The organism is Mycobacterium sp. SMC-13 (assembly GCF_045311035.1).
In the GTDB taxonomy this organism is placed as follows: domain Bacteria; phylum Actinomycetota; class Actinomycetes; order Mycobacteriales; family Mycobacteriaceae; genus Mycobacterium.
In genome coordinates this window covers 79,871-98,817 of sequence record NZ_JBJIAI010000017.1, presented here as the reverse complement: position 1 = coordinate 98,817, position 18,947 = coordinate 79,871, and the positions used below count along the sequence as shown (strand labels likewise).

19 protein-coding genes are annotated in these 18,947 nt (G+C 67.6%); 9 read left to right on the top strand and 10 right to left on the bottom strand.

The genetic code is table 11. The features are described 5' to 3' along the window. Window positions 1–5 precede the first annotated feature (5 nt). Window positions 6–506, bottom strand: a complete 501-nt coding sequence (locus tag ACJH6I_RS22485; RefSeq protein WP_406784507.1) for a DUF2834 domain-containing protein — start codon at window positions 504–506, stop codon at window positions 6–8. Window positions 507–576: 70 nt separating this feature from the next. Between ACJH6I_RS22485 and ACJH6I_RS22480 the strand changes: the two genes are divergently transcribed. From ACJH6I_RS22480 to ACJH6I_RS22460, 5 genes are all read left to right on the top strand, one after another. Beyond that, window positions 577–1,161 (top strand): TetR/AcrR family transcriptional regulator, encoded by a 585-nt coding sequence (locus tag ACJH6I_RS22480; protein WP_406784506.1) that lies wholly within the window; start codon window positions 577–579, stop codon window positions 1,159–1,161. A gap of 60 nt (window positions 1,162–1,221) precedes the next feature. Then, window positions 1,222–2,772 (top strand): phytoene desaturase family protein, encoded by a 1,551-nt coding sequence (locus tag ACJH6I_RS22475; protein ID WP_406784505.1) that lies wholly within the window; start codon window positions 1,222–1,224, stop codon window positions 2,770–2,772. Between the two features lie 66 nt (window positions 2,773–2,838). Next, window positions 2,839–3,540, top strand: a complete 702-nt coding sequence (locus ACJH6I_RS22470; protein WP_267324674.1) for a GntR family transcriptional regulator — start codon at window positions 2,839–2,841, stop codon at window positions 3,538–3,540. An 84-nt stretch (window positions 3,541–3,624) separates the two neighbouring features. Then, on the top strand, window positions 3,625–5,172 hold the full coding sequence (locus ACJH6I_RS22465; RefSeq protein WP_406784504.1) for an NCS1 family nucleobase:cation symporter-1: 1,548 nt from the start codon (window positions 3,625–3,627) through the stop codon (window positions 5,170–5,172). A gap of 19 nt (window positions 5,173–5,191) precedes the next feature. Beyond that, window positions 5,192–5,914, top strand: a complete 723-nt coding sequence (locus ACJH6I_RS22460) for an aspartate/glutamate racemase family protein (RefSeq protein ID WP_267324676.1) — start codon at window positions 5,192–5,194, stop codon at window positions 5,912–5,914. Here ACJH6I_RS22460 and puuE read toward each other — a convergent pair. Genes puuE through ACJH6I_RS22445 form a run of 3 tightly spaced genes read right to left on the bottom strand, consistent with a single transcriptional unit; the run spans window position 5,911 to window position 8,983 of the window. Further along, window positions 5,911–6,813 carry an allantoinase PuuE gene (gene puuE / locus ACJH6I_RS22455; protein ID WP_226520606.1) on the bottom strand — a complete coding sequence of 301 codons (903 nt, stop codon included), beginning with the start codon at window positions 6,811–6,813 and terminating at the stop codon, window positions 5,911–5,913. The genes ACJH6I_RS22460 and puuE overlap by 4 nt on opposite strands. Next, the gene (gene alc / locus ACJH6I_RS22450) at window positions 6,810–7,772 is read right to left on the bottom strand and encodes an allantoicase (RefSeq protein WP_406784503.1); all 963 of its coding nucleotides are present in this window, start codon (window positions 7,770–7,772) and stop codon (window positions 6,810–6,812) included. The genes puuE and alc overlap by 4 nt, the downstream gene beginning before the upstream one ends. Beyond that, entirely contained in the window at window positions 7,769–8,983 is a 1,215-nt protein-coding gene (locus ACJH6I_RS22445; protein ID WP_318986787.1) for a DUF6986 family protein, read from the bottom strand. Before ACJH6I_RS22445 ends, alc begins: the two co-directional genes overlap by 4 nt. Window positions 8,984–9,087: 104 nt before the next feature. Between ACJH6I_RS22445 and ACJH6I_RS22440 the strand changes: the two genes are divergently transcribed. The 4 genes from ACJH6I_RS22440 (at window position 9,088) to ACJH6I_RS22425 (ending at window position 14,917) form a co-directional block, all read left to right on the top strand. Further along, window positions 9,088–10,110: an alpha/beta hydrolase gene (locus ACJH6I_RS22440; RefSeq protein WP_318986786.1), complete on the top strand. Its 1,023-nt coding sequence runs from the start codon at window positions 9,088–9,090 to the stop codon at window positions 10,108–10,110. A gap of 88 nt (window positions 10,111–10,198) precedes the next feature. Further along, a complete protein-coding gene (locus ACJH6I_RS22435) occupies window positions 10,199–11,335 on the top strand; it encodes an alkene reductase (protein ID WP_318986785.1) in 1,137 nt (378 codons plus the stop codon). 207 nt (window positions 11,336–11,542) lie between these two features. Beyond that, window positions 11,543–12,754 carry an acetyl-CoA C-acetyltransferase gene (locus ACJH6I_RS22430; protein ID WP_020098862.1) on the top strand — a complete coding sequence of 404 codons (1,212 nt, stop codon included), beginning with the start codon at window positions 11,543–11,545 and terminating at the stop codon, window positions 12,752–12,754. A 15-nt stretch (window positions 12,755–12,769) separates the two neighbouring features. Next, on the top strand, window positions 12,770–14,917 hold the full coding sequence (locus ACJH6I_RS22425) for a 3-hydroxyacyl-CoA dehydrogenase NAD-binding domain-containing protein (protein WP_406784502.1): 2,148 nt from the start codon (window positions 12,770–12,772) through the stop codon (window positions 14,915–14,917). Window positions 14,918–15,004: 87 nt separating this feature from the next. Here the strand turns inward: ACJH6I_RS22425 and ACJH6I_RS22420 are convergent, their stop codons facing one another. From ACJH6I_RS22420 to ACJH6I_RS22395, 6 genes are all read right to left on the bottom strand, one after another. Beyond that, a complete protein-coding gene (locus ACJH6I_RS22420) occupies window positions 15,005–15,604 on the bottom strand; it encodes a MarR family transcriptional regulator (RefSeq protein ID WP_318986784.1) in 600 nt (199 codons plus the stop codon). Window positions 15,605–15,680: 76 nt separating this feature from the next. Further along, entirely contained in the window at window positions 15,681–16,118 is a 438-nt protein-coding gene (locus ACJH6I_RS22415; protein WP_318986783.1) for a TIGR03618 family F420-dependent PPOX class oxidoreductase, read from the bottom strand. A 7-nt stretch (window positions 16,119–16,125) separates the two neighbouring features. Beyond that, a complete protein-coding gene (locus ACJH6I_RS22410; protein WP_318986782.1) occupies window positions 16,126–16,548 on the bottom strand; it encodes a PPOX class F420-dependent oxidoreductase in 423 nt (140 codons plus the stop codon). 60 nt (window positions 16,549–16,608) lie between these two features. Next, on the bottom strand, window positions 16,609–17,220 hold the full coding sequence (locus ACJH6I_RS22405; protein ID WP_318986781.1) for a methyltransferase domain-containing protein: 612 nt from the start codon (window positions 17,218–17,220) through the stop codon (window positions 16,609–16,611). A gap of 4 nt (window positions 17,221–17,224) precedes the next feature. Next, entirely contained in the window at window positions 17,225–17,650 is a 426-nt protein-coding gene (locus ACJH6I_RS22400) for a pyridoxamine 5'-phosphate oxidase family protein (protein ID WP_212813242.1), read from the bottom strand. A gap of 58 nt (window positions 17,651–17,708) precedes the next feature. Then, window positions 17,709–18,896 carry an FAD-dependent monooxygenase gene (locus ACJH6I_RS22395; RefSeq protein ID WP_318986780.1) on the bottom strand — a complete coding sequence of 396 codons (1,188 nt, stop codon included), beginning with the start codon at window positions 18,894–18,896 and terminating at the stop codon, window positions 17,709–17,711. Between the last annotated feature and the right edge of the window lie 51 nt (window positions 18,897–18,947).

Here is an 18,947-nt window from a genome sequence, read left to right as displayed (position 1 = left end):
TGGCGTCACCCCTGGATTGTCGCAGAACTCCTGACGTGGTCGACGGTGCGCTCGTGCCGCTGCTGCCGCGCGATGACGGCGAAGTAGAACGCCAGCGCGAATGCGCAACTGGTGAACAGGCTGCTGACGAAGAACAGCCACGGGTGCCGGATGCCGCGCCGCAGCCCGTCGGCGATGGTGAACAGCGGCAGCAGGATGACGTTGATGATGGTGTAGTCCTGGCCGGCCGACGACGCCGCCGGGTTGACGAACATCAGCCGGATGTAGTCCGACCAGCTGCCCGGCCCGGTGATCGGATTGCCGCCCGGCGGTTGGTAATCCATGACGAACTTGGTGTTGAAGTAGTAGCCGAGCGCTATCGAGGCGATGCCGATCAGGTAGTAGGCCGACTCGAGTGCCGAGAACGCGGGCCCGTCGGCGGGCCTGCGGAAGACCGCGGGATTGAGTTTGACGATGACCGCGATGGTGATCAGTCCGAGGACGGCGTGGACGATGAGCGAGACCATGCCAGCGGAGTCTGCTCGCCCCGAAATGTTTTGTCAATCATGACAAAACATTCTGCGGTACGGTACTGGGATGCCCAGGCCGCCGCAGACCATACGTAGCGAACGCACGCGCGAGGCGCTGCAACAGGCGGCATTGGTCCGGTTTCTGGCGCAGGGCGTCGAGGGCACGACGGCCGAGGAGATCGCCGCCGACGCCGGTGTCTCGCTGCGCACGTTCTACCGGCATTTCACGTCCAAGCACGAGCTGCTGTTCGCCGACTACGACGCCGGCCTGCACTGGTTCCGCACCGCGCTGGCCGGCCGGCCCGCCGACGAACCGGTGCTGGCAGCGGTGCAGGCCGCGATCTTCGCGTTTCCCTACGACTTCGGCGCCGTCACCAAGATCGCTGCGCTGCGCGAGCAGGAACTCGACGCCGACCGGATCGTCAGCCACATCCGGCAGGTCGAGGCGGACTTCGCCGACGCCATCGCCGAGCATCTGGCGCGGCGTGGTGGATCGGACGACCGGCTGCGCATCGCGGTGACGTCGCGGACCATCGCCGCCGCGGTGTTCGGGGCCATGGAGGTGTGGATGCTGGGCGCCGAGCGGTCGCTGGCGGATCTGGCGCGCATGTGTCACCAGGCACTGGATCAACTGGCCGCCGGGGCCGTCTGACCTTCGTCGGCAAGTTTTGTCACTATTGACAAAACTATGCGCGGGTGCGACTCTGCCGAAATGGCGCAATTCGACGCAATCGTGGTGGGAGCAGGGCACAACGGGCTGGCTTCGGCGGTGCTGCTCCAGAAAGCGGGCCTGCGTACGCTCTGTCTGGAAGCCAAGCTCTACGCGGGCGGCATGGCCTCGACCGTGGAGCTCTTCGACGGCTTCAAGTTCGAGATCGCCGGCTCGGAGCAGTTCCCGACGTCGCTCAAGGTCAGCCAGGAGCTGGGCCTCGACGAGGTGCCGAGTGTCGAACTGGAAGTCATGTCGGTGAACATGCGGGGCATCGGCGACGAGCCCTTCCTCTTCTACTCCGATCCCATGAAGCTGCTCACGCACATGAACGAGGTGCACGGCGCCGAGGCCGTCAACGGCATGGCCGGGCTGATGGCGTGGAGCATGGCGCCCGCCCGGGCTCTCGGCCGGTTCGACGCCGGACTGCCGCCCAAGACGTACGACGAGATGTATGCCTGTGCCACAAACGAATTCGAGCGGTCAGCCATCACCGACATGCTGTTCGGGTCGGTGACCGACGTCCTGGACCGCTACCTGCCCGACAAGGACAAGCACGGTGCCATCCGCGGTATGTTGTCGGTGCTGGCGTGCAACTCCACCTACCGCGGACCGGCCACCCCCGGCAGTGCCGCCGCGCTGGCGTTCGGCCTCGCGGTGCCGACCGACGGTGCGTCACTGATGCGAAAGCTCAAGGGCGGCATCGGCGCGCTGACCAAACACCTCGAGGACACGTTCGTGGCGCACGGCGGCGAGGTCCGGTTGCGCAGTGCGGTCGCCGCCGTCACCGTCGACGACGGGCGGGTCACCGGCGTCCGGCTGGAGGACGGCACGGAAATCACTGCGCCCGTAGTGGTCTCGTCACTCGCGCCGTCGGTGACCGTGGACCGGCTGCTCGGTGCCGCCGCGCCTGACGACGTCCGGGCCCGCTACACGCGCGTCGACCACCGCGGCAGCTACCTGCAGATGCACTTCGCCCTCGACGGCATTCCCGAGTTCGCCGAGCCGTACGAGATTCTGAACAACCCCGAATTGCAGGGCACGATCGGCCTTTTCAGCACACCCGAGGAACTGCAGCAGCAATATGACGCCGCGCGCTGTGGAATAGTGCCGGCCGACCCGTCCATCGCCTGGCAGATCCCGTCGGTGCAGGACCCCGAGCTGGCGCCGCCCGGCAAGCACGCATCGTCGGCCTACGCGCTGTGGTTCCCGGTAGAAGGCGGCGGCGACTACGGCTCGATGAAACGAGAAATGGGACAACGGGTCATCGACAAGATCACCCGCGTGGCACCCAACTTCGAGAAGCTCATCCTGCGCCACACCACCTTCACACCGCGGCACATGGACCGCATGTTCGGCGCTCCCGGCGGCGACTTCTGCCACGGCCTGATCCACCCCGAGCAGATGGGGCCGAACCGGCCGGGGCCGCGCGGCTACCTCGATCAGGAGCTGCCGGTCGCGGGCCTCTACCTGGGCGGCGCCGGCTGTCACGGCGGCCCGGCCGTCAACTTCATCCCGGGCTACAACGCCGCGCACGCCGTGCTGAACAACTGACTCGGCTTACTCAGCCGAAACGTCACCGAAACGGGTTCGGCAACAACACCGACCTACGCTGCGGGGATGCGGCCCCACCGGCGTTCTGTCCTGCTCGGGCAGCTGGTGGCGGATCGGGCTGCGCCGTCACAGCAGGGGGTGCTCAATGAACTGCGCCGTGCAGTCCTCGACGGCGGCGTGCCACCCGGTACGCCGATCCCCTTGGCCGACGTGGCGGACGTGTTCGGCGTCAGCCAGATTCCGGTGCGGGAGGCGCTGAAAACGCTCATCGGGGAGGGGCTGGTGGAGCACCGGCTCAACTTCGGTTACACCGTGGCCCTGTTGACGCCGCAGGAACTCCGCGAAATGTACATCGTGCGTGAGGCTTTGGAGTCGGCATCGCTGGGAGTCGCCGTGGCCAACGCCACCGATGCCGACCGCGCGGCCGCGGTCGCGGTCAATGTCAGGCTGCAGCAGGCGATTCGCGACGATGACGCGGGCGCCTACCACCGGCAGAGCCGGGAGTTGCATGCCGCTCTCACCCGGCCGTCGCGCATGCATCGGCTGCTGCACATGCTGGAGGCGGCGTGGAACGTCACCGAACCCGTGCAGTCGATGCTGCATGTCAGCAGTGACGACCGGGCGGACCTGCATGCTGATCATTGCGCGATGGTCGACGCCTTCGTCGCCGGTGACGCCGAGCGCCTGATCACGGTCGCGGAGAATCATGCTGTCCGGCTCAACGCGGTGATCGCCAAATTGCCAACCGACACCGGGCTGCTGGCGTAGCGGCGGAACATATATCTTTTCCGCAATTGCGGCATATCTCAGGGGAAACAGCAGGGAAACGTTGCTTTTTTAGCGTTTTCGAGCATGACTGACACCCTCGTTCCCAAGGACCTGACCCCACCGGGCGCGGTGATCGGCGCAGGTGACATCGTCGAGGCCGCCGGCCACCCCATCGGTGGCGGCGTCATCAAACCGGACTACGACCCGCGATTGACCAACGAGGACCTGGCCCCGCTGGGCAAGCAGAGCTGGGGCTCCTACAACATCTTCGCGTTCTGGATGTCCGACGTGCACAGCGTCGGCGGCTATGTGACCGCGGGCAGCCTGTTCGCCCTCGGCCTGGCCAGTTGGCAGGTGCTGGTGGCGCTGCTGATCGGCATCACCCTCGTCTACTTCCTGTGCAACCTCGTCGCCAAGCCCAGCCAGGTTGCCGGCGTGCCGTATCCGGTGATCTGTCGCACCGCATTCGGTGTGCTGGGGGCGAACATCCCGGCCGTCATCCGCGGACTGATCGCGGTGGCCTGGTATGGCATCCAGACCTACCTGGCGTCGGCCGCCCTGGATGTGGTGCTGCTCAAGCTGTTTCCGGGACTGGCTCAGTACGCCGACCTCGCCACCCACGGATTCCTCGGCCTGCCGGTGCTGGGCTGGGCCAGCTTCCTGCTGCTGTGGGTGTTGCAGGCCTGCGTCTTCTGGCGCGGTATGGAGGCCATCCGCAGGTTCATCGACTTCTGCGGACCCGCCGTCTACGTCGTCATGTTCGTCCTGTGCGGTTACCTCATCTACAAAGCCGGCTGGGGCGCAATCGATCTCAACCTCGGCGAGGTCAAGTACACCGGCCTCGATTCGATTCCGGTGATGCTCGGCGCCATCGCGTTGGTGGTGTCCTACTTCTCCGGCCCGATGCTCAACTTCGGCGACTTCTCCCGCTACGGCAAGTCGTTCGCCGCGGTCAAGAAGGGCAACTTCCTCGGGCTGCCGGTCAACTTCCTGGTGTTCTCGGTGCTGGTGGTGGTCACCGCGTCGCTGACGCTGCCGGTGTTCGGCGAACTGCTCACCGACCCCGTGCAGACCGTGGCCCGCATCGACAGCACCTTCGCAATCGTGTTGGGCGCGTTGACCTTCACCATCGCCACGATCGGCATCAACATCGTCGCCAACTTCATCAGCCCGGCGTTCGACTTCTCCAACGTCAGCCCGCAGCGCATCACCTGGCGCGCCGGCGGCATGATCGCCGCGGTCGGCTCGGTGCTGATCACCCCGTGGAACCTCTACAACAACCCGGAGGTGATCCACTACACGCTGGAGATCCTGGGCGCCTTCATCGGCCCGCTGTTCGGTGTGCTGCTCGCTGACTTCTACCTGGTGCGCAAGCAGAAGGTGATCGTCGACGACCTGTTCACCATGGCCGATTCCGGAAAGTACTGGTACTCAGGCGGATACAACAAGGTCGCGGTCATCGCCACCGTGGCCGGCGCGGTGCTCGCGGCGCTTCCGGTGCTACTGGCGGGCACCGTGTACGGCATGCACACCGCTGCCCAGTACAGCTGGTTCATCGGCTGCGGCGTCGCCCTCGGCCTCTACCGGGTACTGGCCGTCCGCGACCGATTCGTCACCGAGTCGGTGTCGTGACCGTCCGGGAGTCCTTGGGATGAGCCAGATTTGGGTCATCAACCCCAACACCACAGAATCGATGACCGCTGGGATCGGCCGCTGCGCACAGGCAGTGGCCGGTCCCGGCGTCGATGTCGTTGCCGTGACGTCCGGATACGGTCCGCCCTCGATCGAAAGCCACTACGACGAGGCCATGAGTGTGCCGGGCCTGATCGCGGCGATCCGGCGTGGTGAGGACGCCGGGGTCGACGGATATGTGATCGCGTGCTTCGGCGATCCGGGGCTGGACGCGGCGCGGGAGGTCGCGGTCGGGCCCGTCATCGGCATCGCCGAGGCCGCCATGCATACCGCCAGCCACCTCGGCCGCGGCTTCTCTGTGGTGACGACGCTGTCGCGCACCATGGGCCGCGCCGCCGACCTTGCGGAACGCTATGGGATGCAACGGTTCTGCCTGGGTATCCATGCTTGCGACATCCCGGTGCTCGACCTCGAGACAGACCCGACGGCACGCAAGGTGATCACCGAGGCATGCCGGGAGGCTTTGGAGTCCGACGGCTCCGATGCCATCGTCCTGGGGTGCGCGGGCATGGCCGAGATGTGCGCGGCGATCACCGCAGAACTCGGGGTGCCGGTGGTCGACGGGGTGAGCGCGGCGACGTTGACGGTGCAGGCGCTGGTGCAAATGGGTCTGCGCACCGGCAAACGCGGCGAGTTCGCGACGCCGCCGGCCAAGCCGTACACCGTCCGGCGCGACGGCTAACCGGCCGGGTGCACGGCGCGCCAGTGCTCGGCGATGTCGATGCGCCGGGCCAGCCACACCCGGTCATGGCGCTGTACGTGGTCGAGGAATCGTTCCAGCGCCGCACTGCGGGCCGGGCGGCCGACCAGACGGCAGTGCAACCCGACCGAGAGCATCTTCGGGCTGCCGCCCAGGCCCTCGGAATAGAGGACGTCGAACGCATCACGCAGATGGGCGAAGAACTCGTCGCCGTTGGAAAACCCTGCGGGAGAAGCGAAGCGCATGTCGTTGGTGTCGAGCGTGTACGGCACCACCAGATGGTCGGTGTCGGCCACCCGCACCCAGTACGGCAGATCGTCGGCGTAGGAGTCCGAGTCGTACACGAACCCGCCGTGCTGCACCACCAGCTCCCGCGTGTGCGGTGAGTCCCGGCCGGTGTACCAGCCCAGCGGCGCGGCGCCGGTGAGCTCGGTCAGGATGCGTACCGCCTCGGCCATGTGTGCACGTTCGGTGTCGCGGTCGGTCAGCTGGTAGGACTTCCACCGCAGGCCGTGGCAGGCGATCTCGTGCCCGAGTTCACCGAACGCGGCCAGCGCCTCCGGGTTGCGCTGCAAGGCCCGCGCCACCGCGAAGATGGTCAGCGGGACACCCCGTCGCTCGAAAATCCTGAGTATCCGCCACAATCCGGCGCGCGAGCCGTACTCGTAGAGCGACTCCATGCTCATGTGCCGGTTGGGGAACGCCTCGGCGGGCGTCATCTCGGACAGGAAGGTCTCCGACGCCGGATCCCCGTCGAGCACGTTGTTCTCGCCGCCCTCTTCGTAATTGAGGACGAACTGCACGGCGATGGCGGCGCCGCCCGGCCACTGCGGGTCCGGCGGGGTGCGGCCATAGCCCACCAGGTCGCGTGGGTAACTCACGCGAGGTCCCCGAACAGCCGCAGCCGGGCCAGCCCGCCGTCCGGGTAGATGTCCAGTCGTGCCTCGGACACCACGTCGTCGGCCTCGATGATGAAGCGGTGCCGGGTGTCGGGCAACAGATCGGTGCGGGGCAACAGGTCGACCCACTGTCCGTCGGCGCGCAGTGCCGTCAATGCCGCTGCTCCGGGGCTGTTTCCGATGAAATAGGACGTGTCGATCTCGGCGAGCCGCACCCGGCCCGGTCCGGCGAGCCGGATGCGCACCCAGTCGTTGGAATCGTCACGGCGCCGGGCGGTTTCCCAGCCGTCACCCATCACCTGGGCCTGTCCAGGGAAGATCAGATTCTGCGGTGAGCTGTAGAAGCGATTCGAGGCGTCGAGCACCAGACCGCCGTTCTCCAGCGCCGCCAGGTCCAACGGGCCGACACCGAGGAATCGCTTGTCGGGGCGGCCTTCTCCGTGCACCCGCAGCCGCGCCACCCCGCCGTCCGGGTAGATGTTGAGCCGTACATGCGTCCAGCGCTGTTCCGAGGAGACCTCGAAGTTGTTACGGGTGTCGCCGTACACGCGCGAGCGCTCGATGAGCGGTACCCAGCCGGGGTCGACGGCCAGCTGTTCGGCGGTGGGGTAGCCGTCGACCTCGATGGCATCGACGGAGACGGCCGGCGGATAGTTGCCCTTGAACCACGCGGTGTCGACCACCACGCCGCGGATGACGCCCGGCACACCGAGCCGCACGATCGCGGTGTCGTGGCCTTCGTCGCGACGACGCCGCGTCTCCCAACCGTCGTACACCTGCCCCTTGTGGCCGAACGAGGCCGGCCGATACACCGACGGGCCAGGGGAGATGAGGTTCTCCTTCTCGGCGAACAAGTCGTCGTTGGCCCAGATCACCGCCCCGCCGAGGCTCCGTAGCGCGAGGTCGGGCAGCCAGGTGAAGTCGGGCAGTGATTCAGTCATGGCAGCTTCCGGTTCTTGAGGTTTCGTAGCACGTCGACGGTAGCGCCGGGCGCGATCGCGAGTATGTCGTCAGCGCCGAACGCGCCGCAGTCCAGCCCGCGCAGCACCACCGCCGCCAGCGCCTCGGCGGTCGCGGGTTCGTCGACGATCGGGCCGCCGCTGCGGTCCAGATAGGCCTGCAGCCGTGGCGCCGCGGCGGACATGGCGGCTCGGAAGAACGTGAAGGTCGCCAGCCACCGGGTCACCAGGTGGCCGGGGTGCATATCCCAACCCTGGTAGAAACCGCGCTCGAGCGAACGGGTGACGAGCCGATGGTGGCGCCGGATCGCCTGCACCACTTGCTCTTCGGTGCCGACGGGGGCCACCTGCGTCGAGCCGTCGGCGACCCAGACGCCGGTTTGCGCGGCGGCGGTCTGCATCACCGCCTTGGCGTGGTCGGCCACCGGGTGATCGAGCGCCTGGTGCTGCGGTGCGATACCGCAGGCGGCGCTGTAATCGTATGTACCGTAATGCAATCCGCTGCATCGTCCGTCGGCCAGCTGGATGGCGCGGGCGACGGTCGCGGTCCCGTCGGGGCCGAGGACCGCCTGCGGGCTCTCGATCTGCAGCTCGAAGCGCAGCGTGTGATCTGGCAGACCGTGTGCGGTCTCCAATGCCTCGCACAGCCAGACCGCCGCCGTGACCTGTTCGGCCGCACGCAGTTTCGGCACGGTGAAGACGAAGCCGTCGACGGCACCGGCGTCGAGCACCAATTCGAGGGTGCGCAGGGCCCGACGGCGCTCCGCGGTGGTCAGCCCCTTGATGCGAATCCCGCTGTGGCTCAACCCGAGTGCGGGCAGCGTCGCCGCCGCCCGCGCCGCGTCGCGATCCTCCACGTCGTCGCCGCGGTTGCCGTAGCCGTCCTCGAAATCCAGGCGCAGGTCGGCAATCGGCGCGGCGGTGAGTTGGTCGCGCACCAGCGTCACCGTGGCCTGGTCGCCGAGTTCGGTGAACACTTCCGCGTGCCGGTCGAGCAGTTCGAGCGCGGCTTGACCCCACTGCGCCGGCGTATCGGGCGTCGCGTCGGCCGCGCTGACATAGACGGTATGTATCGGCTGGACGGCGGCAGAGCTTCCCGGAAACCGCGCCGCGAGGTCGGCGTCGACACGGGACAACAGGGTGTCGATGCGATGGAGATCATCCGCCGGGATGCGATGGTGGGGGTCCGACACCCGCCTATCGTGCCGTGCCGGCGCGATCTCAGCATGTCGAGCCCGAGTCGGTCTCAGCGGAGCTGATCTAGTCTCGGCAGAGCAATGTCGCACAAGGAGGCCCGATGACCAGCGCCGAACGGATCGACGATCCCGCCGAGAATCCGGTGCCCGACACCGGCACATACGCCGGCCCGGAGTGGATGGGCAAGGCCAACTGGCACTCGGTCGCCGAGTCCTACCTGCTGCGGGCCGTGAAGCCGCTGCTGTTCCTGCTGACCAAGCTCATGCTGGCCATCAACAGGCGGTTCCCGCAGGCCCTGCTGGACCGCGCGTACGACGGTTCCGAGCGGGTGACGAACTGGATGCCCGCGGTGCGCGGGTCGCGCACCGAAAAGGTCGAGCTGCCGAACTGCCCGGCCGAATGGGTCTGGAACGAGACCACCCCGCCGGTCGACGGCCGCGTCATCATCTACTTCCACGGCTCGGCGTTCATCGCGCTCGGCATCAACAGCCATCGGCCGCTGGTGAGCCACATCGCCCGCGACAGCCGCGCGCGGGCCTTGAGCGTCGGGTACCGGCTCTGCCCACGAAACCTCGTCGAGGACGCTGTCGAGGACGGCGTCGACGCCTACCGCTACGTCTTGGCGCAGGGCGTGAAGCCCGAGAACATCGTCCTGGCCGGTGACTCGGCCGGCGGCTTCATCGCGGCCATGACGGCCGTGACGGTGCGCGACCTCGGCATGGCGCCGCCCGCCGGCTGCGTGCTCCTCTCGGCTGCCACCGACAGCGACATGACGCCGAAATACGAAGCCGCGGCCCGTGTTCCGGACGCCATGTTCCCCGTCGACTTCCTCCGGATGATCAATGAGGTCTTCCTGCTGCGCAACGGCGGACGCGAAGCGACCCCGTCCCCGGTCGACGCCGACCTGCGCGGCCTCGGCCCGTTCCTGCTGCAGGTGGGCTCGGAAGAGGCGCTGCGCCCCGATTCCGAACTGCTGGCCGAGCGCCTCGCAGGTGCGGGCGTGCCGGTGCGGCTGCAGGTCTTCGACCGCGCGGTCCACGTCTTCCAGGCCTTCGCCTTCTCGAACCCCGACGCCCGTCGTGCGGTCGGCGAAGTCGCCGAGTTCGTGAAGTCCGTCGCCTGATTCCTCCGAGCGCCGGCACGTGTTCGACGAGTCACCACGAAACAGCCGAACACAAGCCAACATTCGACGCTGTTGACCACAGTCGGGAATGAACCGGCGTCGTGCTGCGGTTGCCTACTCCGTGACTGCCGCACCCTTCCGTCTGTCCCCCGACGCCGCGCTGCTCAAGCCCGTTCAGGTCGGAGACACGTCGGCCACCAACCGTCTGTTCATGGCACCGCTCACCCGGTCACGGGCTGACGCCGACGGCACACCGTCGGACCTGGCGGCCGAGTACTACGCGCAGCGCGCCGGCGCCGGGATCATCATCTCCGAGGCCACGGCCGTCTCGCGCAGTGCCAACGGCGCCTACATGAACACCCCCGGCATGTACACCGACGGGCACCAGGCGAAGTGGGCCGGGATCGCGCAGGCCGTACACGATGCCGGCGGAAAGATGTTCGTGCAGCTGTGGCACGTCGGCCGCATGGCGCATTCGGAGATCAGCGGGGCCCAGCCGGTCGCGCCGTCGGCCATCGCCGCCGACATGGTCACGCACACTCCCACAGGCAAGAAGCCGTTGGAGATCCCGCGGGCACTCGACATCGAGGAGCTCCCCGGCATCGTCGCCGACTTCCGTGCCGCCGCACGCCGCGCGGTCGACGCCGGGATGGACGGCGTGGAGATTCACGGCGCCAACGGTTACCTGTTGCACGAGTTCGCGTCCGATGTGGTCAACCAGCGCACCGACGCGTACGGCGGATCGCCGGAGAACCGGGCCCGGCTGACCGCCGAGGTCGTTGAAGCCGTCGTGGCCGAGATCGGAGCCGGACGGGTCGGGCTGCGGATATCACCCGGGAACCCCGCCGGCGACATGCACGAGGACGACACGTTCAGCACATACGAGGCCCTGCTGAACCGCATTGATCCGTTGGGCATCGCCTACCTGCACGTCGTCATCGACCCCACCGCTGACCTGTTCGGTGCGATCCGCGCGCTGTGGTCGGGAACGTTCGTGCTCAATACGGGCCGTGGGTCGGGCACCGATTTCTGCCAGCTGAACAGCTTCGTCGACCTGGGTGCCATCAGTGCCGCCGCGGTCGGACGGTCCTTCCTGGCCAACCCCGACCTGGTCGACCGGCTGGTCCTGGGCGCCGAGCTCAACGAGCCGGACGTGGCGACGTTCTACGCGCCGGGTCCCGTCGGCTACACCGACTATCCGTTCCTCACCGAGGCTGTCGCCTGACGGCAGGCGCAGCGCTGCGGTCTTACGCAAGGGCCACTTACTGCACGTCAGGTTGACGCGGACGTGCGGTAGGTGGCCTTTTGCGTTGGTCTGGTCACTCTCCCAACCACCTGGTTGGGAGGGCCTGTTACGCTTCCGGGCAGGGGACCGTCTACTTGCGGGTAGATCCACCCACAACCCCATCTCAATAGGACCTGGAGCAAACACATGTCCGAAGAAGCCTTCATCTATGAGGCCATTCGCACGCCCCGTGGCAAGCAGCGCAACGGTGCACTGAACGAGGTCAAGCCGGTCAACCTGATCGTCGGCCTGATCGACGAAATGCGTCGTCGCAATCCCGATCTGGACGAGAACCTGATCAGCGACGTCATCATGGGCGTCGTCTCGCCCGTCGGTGACCAGGGCGGCGACATCGCCCGCACCGCCGCGCTCGTGGCCAAGCTGCCCGAGACCACCGGTGGTTTCCAGCTCAACCGCTTCTGCGCCTCCGGCCTCGAGGCCGTGAACCTGGCCGCCCAGAAGGTCCGTTCCGGCTGGGACGACCTCGTGTACGCCGGTGGCGTCGAGTCCATGAGCCGCGTCCCGATGGGTTCGGACGGCGGCGCGTGGGCCGGTGACCCCGAGACCAACTACCGCATCGGCTTCGTCCCGCAGGGCATCGGCGCCGACCTGATCGCCACCATCGAGGGCTTCTCGCGCGAGGACGTCGACGCCTACGCCGTGCGCTCGCAGGAGAAGGCCGCCGCGGCCTGGTCCGGCGGCTACTTCGCCAAGTCGGTCATCCCGGTCAAGGACCAGAACGGCCTGACCATCCTGGACCACGACGAGCACATGCGTCCGGGCACCACCCTGGAGAGCCTGGCCAAGCTGAACTCCGCGTTCGCGGGTCTGGGCGCCATGGGCGGCTTCGACGACGTGGCGCTGCAGAAGTACCACTACGTCGAGAAGATCGACCACGTCCACCACGGTGGCAACAGCTCGGGCATCGTCGACGGTGCCGCGCTGGTGCTGATCGGTAGCGAGGCCGCCGGCAAGTCGCAGAACCTGACCCCGCGCGCCCGCATCGTGGCCACCGCCACCAGCGGTGCCGACCCGGTCATCATGCTGACCGGCCCGACCCCGGCCACCAAGAAGGTCCTGGACCGCGCCGGCCTGACGGTCGACGACATCGACCTGTTCGAAATCAACGAGGCCTTCGCTTCGGTGGTGCTCAAGTTCCAGAAGGACCTGAACATCCCGGACGAGAAGCTGAACGTCAACGGTGGCGCCATCGCGATGGGCCACCCGCTGGGCGCCACCGGCGCCATGATCACCGGAACCATGGTCGACGAGCTCGAGCGCCGCGGCGCCAAGCGTGCCCTCATCACGCTGTGTATCGGCGGCGGCATGGGCGTGGCCACCATCATCGAGCGCGTCTAGGGAGATTGAAAGAACATGGCTGAGAAGACAATTCAGTGGGACAAGGATGCCGACGGCATCGTCACCCTGACCATGGACGACCCCACGGGTTCGGCCAACGTCATGAACGAGCACTACAAGGAGTCGATGCACTACGCGGTGCAGAGCCTGCTCGCCGAGAAGGACTCCATCACCGGTGTCGTCATCACCAGCGCGAAGAAGACCTTCTTCGCCGGCGGTGACCTCAAGGGCATGATGCAGATCGGCCCCGACGACGCCGGCGAGGCGTTCGCCATGGTCGAGGACATCAAGGCCGACCTGCGCGCCCTGGAGACCCTGGGCAAGCCCGTCGTGGCCGCCATCAACGGCGCCGCCCTCGGCGGCGGCCTGGAGATCGCCCTCGCGTGCCATCACCGCATCGCGGCGGACGTCCGCGGCAGCCAGATCGGCCTGCCCGAGGTCACCCTGGGCCTGCTGCCCGGCGGTGGCGGCGTCGCCCGCACCGTGCGCATGTTCGGCATCCAGAAGGCCTTCATGGAGGTCCTGAGCCAGGGCACCCGCTTCACCCCGGCCAAGGCGCAGGCCACCGGCCTGGTCGACGAGCTCGTCGACACCGTCGAGGAACTGGTGCCCGCCGCCAAGGCGTGGATCAAGGCCAACCCCGAGGGCGGCGTGCAGCCGTGGGACGTCAAGGGCTACAAGATGCCCGGTGGCACCCCGTCGAGCCCGGGCCTGGCCGGCATCCTGCCGTCGTTCCCGGCGCTGCTGAAGAAGCAGCTCAAGGGTGCTCCGATGCCCGCGCCGCGCGCCATCCTGGATGCCGCCGTCGAGGGTGCGCAGGTCGACTTCGACACGGCGTCGCGCATCGAGAGCCGCTACTTCACCCAGCTCGTCACCGGCCAGACCGCCAAGAACATGATCCAGGCGTTCTTCCTGGACCTGCAGGCCATCAACGGTGGCGCCTCGCGTCCCGAGGGCATCGCCAAGCAGGAGATCAAGAAGATCGGTGTGCTGGGCGCGGGCATGATGGGCGCCGGTATCGCCTACGTGTCGGCCAAGGCGGGCTACGAGGTCGTCCTCAAGGACGTCACGCAGGAAGCCGCTGACAAGGGCAAGAACTACTCCGAGAAGCTCGAGGCCAAGGCGCTCGAGCGTGGCAAGACCACGCAGGAGAAGTCCGACGCGCTGCTGGCCCGCATCACCCCGACCGCGGACCCGCAGGACCTCAAGGGCGTCGACTTCGTCATCGAGGCCGTGTTCGAGAACCAGGAACTCAAGCACAAGGTGTTCCAGGAGATCGAGGACATCGTCGAGCCCAACGCGCTGCTCGGCTCGAACACCTCCACGCTGCCGATCACCGGTCTGGCGACCGGCGTGAAGCGCCAGGAGGACTTCATCGGTATCCACTTCTTCTCGCCGGTCGACAAGATGCCGCTGGTGGAGATCATCAAGGGTGAGAAGACCTCCGATGAGGCGCTGGCCCGGGTGTTCGACTACACCCTCGCCATCAAGAAGACCCCGATCGTCGTCAACGACAGCCGTGGCTTCTTCACCTCGCGCGTCATCGGCACCTTCGTCAACGAGGCGCTGGCCATGCTGGGCGAGGGCGTCGCGCCCGCGTCCATCGAGCAGGCCGGCTCGCAGGCCGGTTACCCGGCTGCGCCGCTGCAGCTTTCGGATGAGCTCAACCTGGAGCTCATGCACAAGATCGCTGTCGCCACCAAGGAAGGCGTCGAGGCTGCCGGTGGCACCCACGTGGCGCACCCGGCCGAGGCTGTCGTCGAGAAGATGATCGAGCTCGGTCGCCCGTCGCGTCTGAAGGGCGCGGGCTTCTACGAGTACGTCGACGGCAAGCGCACCCAGCTGTGGCCGGGACTGAAGGAAGCCTTCAACTCGGGTTCGACCGAACTGCCGCTGCAGGACATGATCGACCGCATGCTGTTCGCCGAGGCACTCGAGACCCAGAAGTGCATCGACGAGGGCGTGCTGACCTCGACCGCTGACGCGAACATCGGCTCGATCATGGGTATCGGCTTCCCGCCGTACACCGGTGGTTCGGCGCAGTTCATCGTCGGCTACCAGGGCGAGCTCGGTGTCGGCAAGGAGGCCTTCGTGGCCCGCGCCAAGGAACTGGCCGCCAAGTACGGCGACCGCTTCCTGCCGCCGGCGTCGCTGGAGAGCTAGCCCCTAGCGCCACCAAAAACCCCCAAATCCCAAGGGATTTGGGGGTTTTTGCGTTGGTGGGGCACGCGGATGCGCGGTGGTGGCTGGTCAGGTGCCGGAGTCTGTCGTCTGGGGTGCCTTCACGTGAATCCACAGTTTGTCGAGGATGCGCTGCAGGTCCCGGCGCTCGCGCTCGCTCAGCACTTCGATGAGCCCGCCGCACGCCTGCTCGAAGACCGGAAGCGCTTCGGCGACAAGCTTTTCCCCTTCGGGTGTGATGCGGACCGGTGTGCTGCGGCGGTCGGTGGCATGCCGGGTCCGGGCAACCAGCTTCCGGTTCTCCAGCCAGTCGATGAGACCGGTGGCGCTGGCCTTGGTGATGCCGAAGTACTCGGCGATCCCGCTGGGGGTCTGGCGGACGGTCCATTCGTCTTCTGGTTGGGCGAGCTGTGCCGCGAAGATCATCAGGACATCGAGCTTGGCTTCTGAGATGTTGACGCGTTCGAGCTTGCGGTTCACCGCGGCGATGACGTCGTCGGCCAGCCACAGTAGGGACAGTCCCAGCCGGGCCGCATTGACGTCCTTCGCCGGATCGGCACCCTTCATGAGGTTGAGCACGGGCCGCATGGCCTCCGGCGCCGTGAGTTTGACCCGGGCGGCCGAGAGGCCGCGGCGAACGGTGGCGGTGCTGATCTGTGGCCGGCCCATGCCGGCAGTTTAGAAACCTGACAGTAAGGCAACCGAACCGAGTCTTGTCATGCCACCCCGGCGGCGGGTTTCGAGGTCAGCGTGCGGGGTTCGAGTACACCCGCGTCGGCACGATGAGCACCGCGGCGCGGCCCTCTTCCCGCATGACGCGGTCGTACGTGTCCCAGTCGTCGTGGGTGCCGCCGGCGGCGGTAAAGACGTTGCGCAACATCACCCTCAGTGTCTCGGCATCGGTGTCGTCAGGCCCGATGACCTCCGCCGTGCCTTCGACCGTCAGCCACTGCCACCCTGCGTGCGCGACGACCGAAGTGCGCGGGTCGGCCCGCAGATTGCGCAGCTTGCGGGTTGACCCGATGGCGACGAGCGCCACGACCGGCTCCCCGGTCGTCGGATGTGGCAGCACGCCGGCATTGACCACCGACGACTGGATGCTGCCGTCACCACGCAGCGTGTTCAGCACAACCAGCCCGTGATCACGCGCGGACAGCTCGGCGAATTCAGACAGGTCGGTCATGGCGTCCTCAATCCGCCACGTCAAATGCGGCAATGACTTTCGTCGGTTTGACCCGGACCACCAGCTCGCCGGGGACACCGTTGCGGCGGCCGTATTCCTCGGCGCGGTCGGCGCCCATGTAGCGGCCGCCGGTACGCGTGGCGATGTCGAGCAGCTCGTCGGGGTCCTCACTGATCGCCGCGACGCCCTGAATCTGGACGAACGCATAGGGCGGGGACGTGTCGTCGACGCACAGCACCACGCGTGGGTCGCGGGCCAACGCCCGACCCTTGGCGGTGTCCTTGCCGGTGTTGAACACCAGCTCGCCGCCGTCCACCACGAACCACACGGGTGCGGCCAGCGGCCGGCCGTCGGCCGCCACCCAGCCGAGCACCGCGGTGCGCGTGCCCTCGGACAGAAACGCGATCACATCGTCAGAAAGTTCGCCCATGTGGCCACGCTACGCCCGGCGACCGACGGCCCGATGCCGGCAAAGTCTGGCTGCGAAACCTCAGGTGCGGCGCCGCTTGAACAAGTAGTACCGCGCCGGGTTCTTGCCGCCCCGGTCCAAGCCCGGCTCGTCACCGCTGTCGAGCAGCGTCCACCCGAGCGCGAAGCGCCGCTCCACCTCGGCCGGATCGATCCCCGGCACCCCGAACGAGGCGCCCGGCACGAACGCGACGATCAGCAGGCGCGCGTCCGCGGCGGCGACCGCTGTCACCTCGCCGACGTAGGCGTCGCGGTCGTCAGCGCTCATGCCGTGCAGGCACCCGTTGTCGACGATCAGCGTGAAATCGGCGCCGATGCCCTGCCCGGTGAGCCGGGTGGCATCGGCCTGGTCGAACCGCACCGCGCCCGGCGCCGTGGCGTCCCGCTTGGCGGCTTTGGCCCGCGCCTTCTGGACCGCCGTCGCGACGTAGTCGATGCCGGTGACGTCCCAGCCGAGCCCGGCCAGATACAGGGCGTTGTCGCCGGTGCCGCAGCCGATGTCGAGCGCGGTGCCCGGCGTCAGCGCACCGTCACCCTCGACCAGCTCGCGCAGACTGGTGGCCAGTGGATGCCCGTCCCACGGGGTGAATCCGAGCCGGTAGAAGACCCGGAACAGTCGCTGTCGGGAGGACATGGCATCACAGCGCCCCGAGGTCGGCCGACAGCCAGTGCTTCGGGTCGACGGTGACGGTCACGCTGGGGCCGTGCTCGCGCCGGGCGATCTCGAGGTAGGCCGGGGCCTTCTCCTTGCCGAGGTACCGCTCGGCCATCTCGACCAGTTGTTCGTCGGTGCCGGTCTCGATGCTGAGCACCGGTCCGTCGACCGCGACGTAGCGGACCGTCGGCTCCAGCCGCTCGGCCATCAGCGACACGTGCCCGGCCGCCTCGATCAGCTTGTGTTTACGGGAGCCGAGCCCGGTGAGCAGCCAGAGCTTGCCGCCGGGGCTGTACTGGTACCAGATCGGCAACGTCAGGGGACCGCGGTCCGGGCCGGCGTTGACCGACAGTGCCCCGATGTGTGGTTCGGCCAGAAATTGTTCGCGTTCATCCTTGGAAAGGGCCATGAACCCAACGTAGCGAAAAAGGGTGACACCGCAGCGGCTTCGGCCACACGCGCAGACGTCAGTCGGGCAGCGGCATGGTGTCGTACAGCCGGACGCCCTTCGCGTTGAGCCGGGCCAGGCGCCCGGTCAGGCCCCGCGGCAACACCGAGATGGCCCGCGCGACGCCGACGAGTGTTCGTGCGCCCCAATCAGATCCGGGCACGATGGTCCTGGCGTTGACGCGCGCCATGGTGCGGCTGCCGGCCACCGGCGCGGCCATGGTGCGCTCGTAGGCGGCGAACGCGGCAGTGTGATCGCCGCGGGCCGCGGACAACGCGTGGGCCAAGACGTATGCGCCGTACACCGCCAGGCTCGTGCTCCCGCCGACAGCGGGGCCGGGGCAATACCCCGCGTCACCGACCAACGTGACCCGTCCCCGCGACCAGGTGCTCATCTCCAGTTGGGTGATGGCGTCGAAGTAGAACGCCGGGGTGTGGTCCACCTCGCGCAGCCAATGGTCGACCTCGGGAACCAGGCCGGCGAACGCCGCCCGCAGGTGGCGCTGCTGAGCTGCGATGTCGCGGTAGTGGTAGTCCAGCGGCTCATCGGTGCGAAACAGGAACACCGCCCGGGCATCATCGAGGTGGTCGGCGCTGTACACCATGGCCATCTTCCGCGGCGCCAGGTAGCCGCTCATCTCACCTTTGGGCGCAAGCACTTTCGGCACCGACACCACGGCCAGATAGCCGCCGAGGAACCGCTCCCGAACCTCGTCGCCGAAGATCAGTTGCCGGACCCCCGAGTGCAGCCCGTCGGCGCCGACCACCAGGTCGTAGCGCTCGGGGGCACCGTGCTCGAACGTCACCTCGCCGGCGTCGGTGATGGACGTGATCTGGTCGCCGAAACGGAACTCGGCGTCGTTGCGGACGGCGTCGTAGTACGCCTGGCTGAGGTCGTCGCGCATGATCTCGACGTGCCGGTCGGACATGGCGGCGATGAGCTTGACGTAGTCGATGTGGGTCCACCGGGTGCGCGGCGGACGGTTGACGGTGAGCGCGGTCGTCCCGGTGGCCCGGGCCTCGATGCGCCCCAGCACGCCCATCCGTTCGGAGATTTCCATGGCCGGCCGGAAGAGGTCGACGGCATGGCCGCCGGTCTTGCGCAGGGCCGGTGCACGTTCGACGACCGTCACATCGAATCCGTTGCGGGACAGCCAGTAGGCCAGGACCGGGCCGGCGATGCTGGCGCCCGAGATGAGCACTTTCATGGATTCCTCCCCATTTACTTAACGGTCGGTAAGTGGATGTCGGGTCAGCTT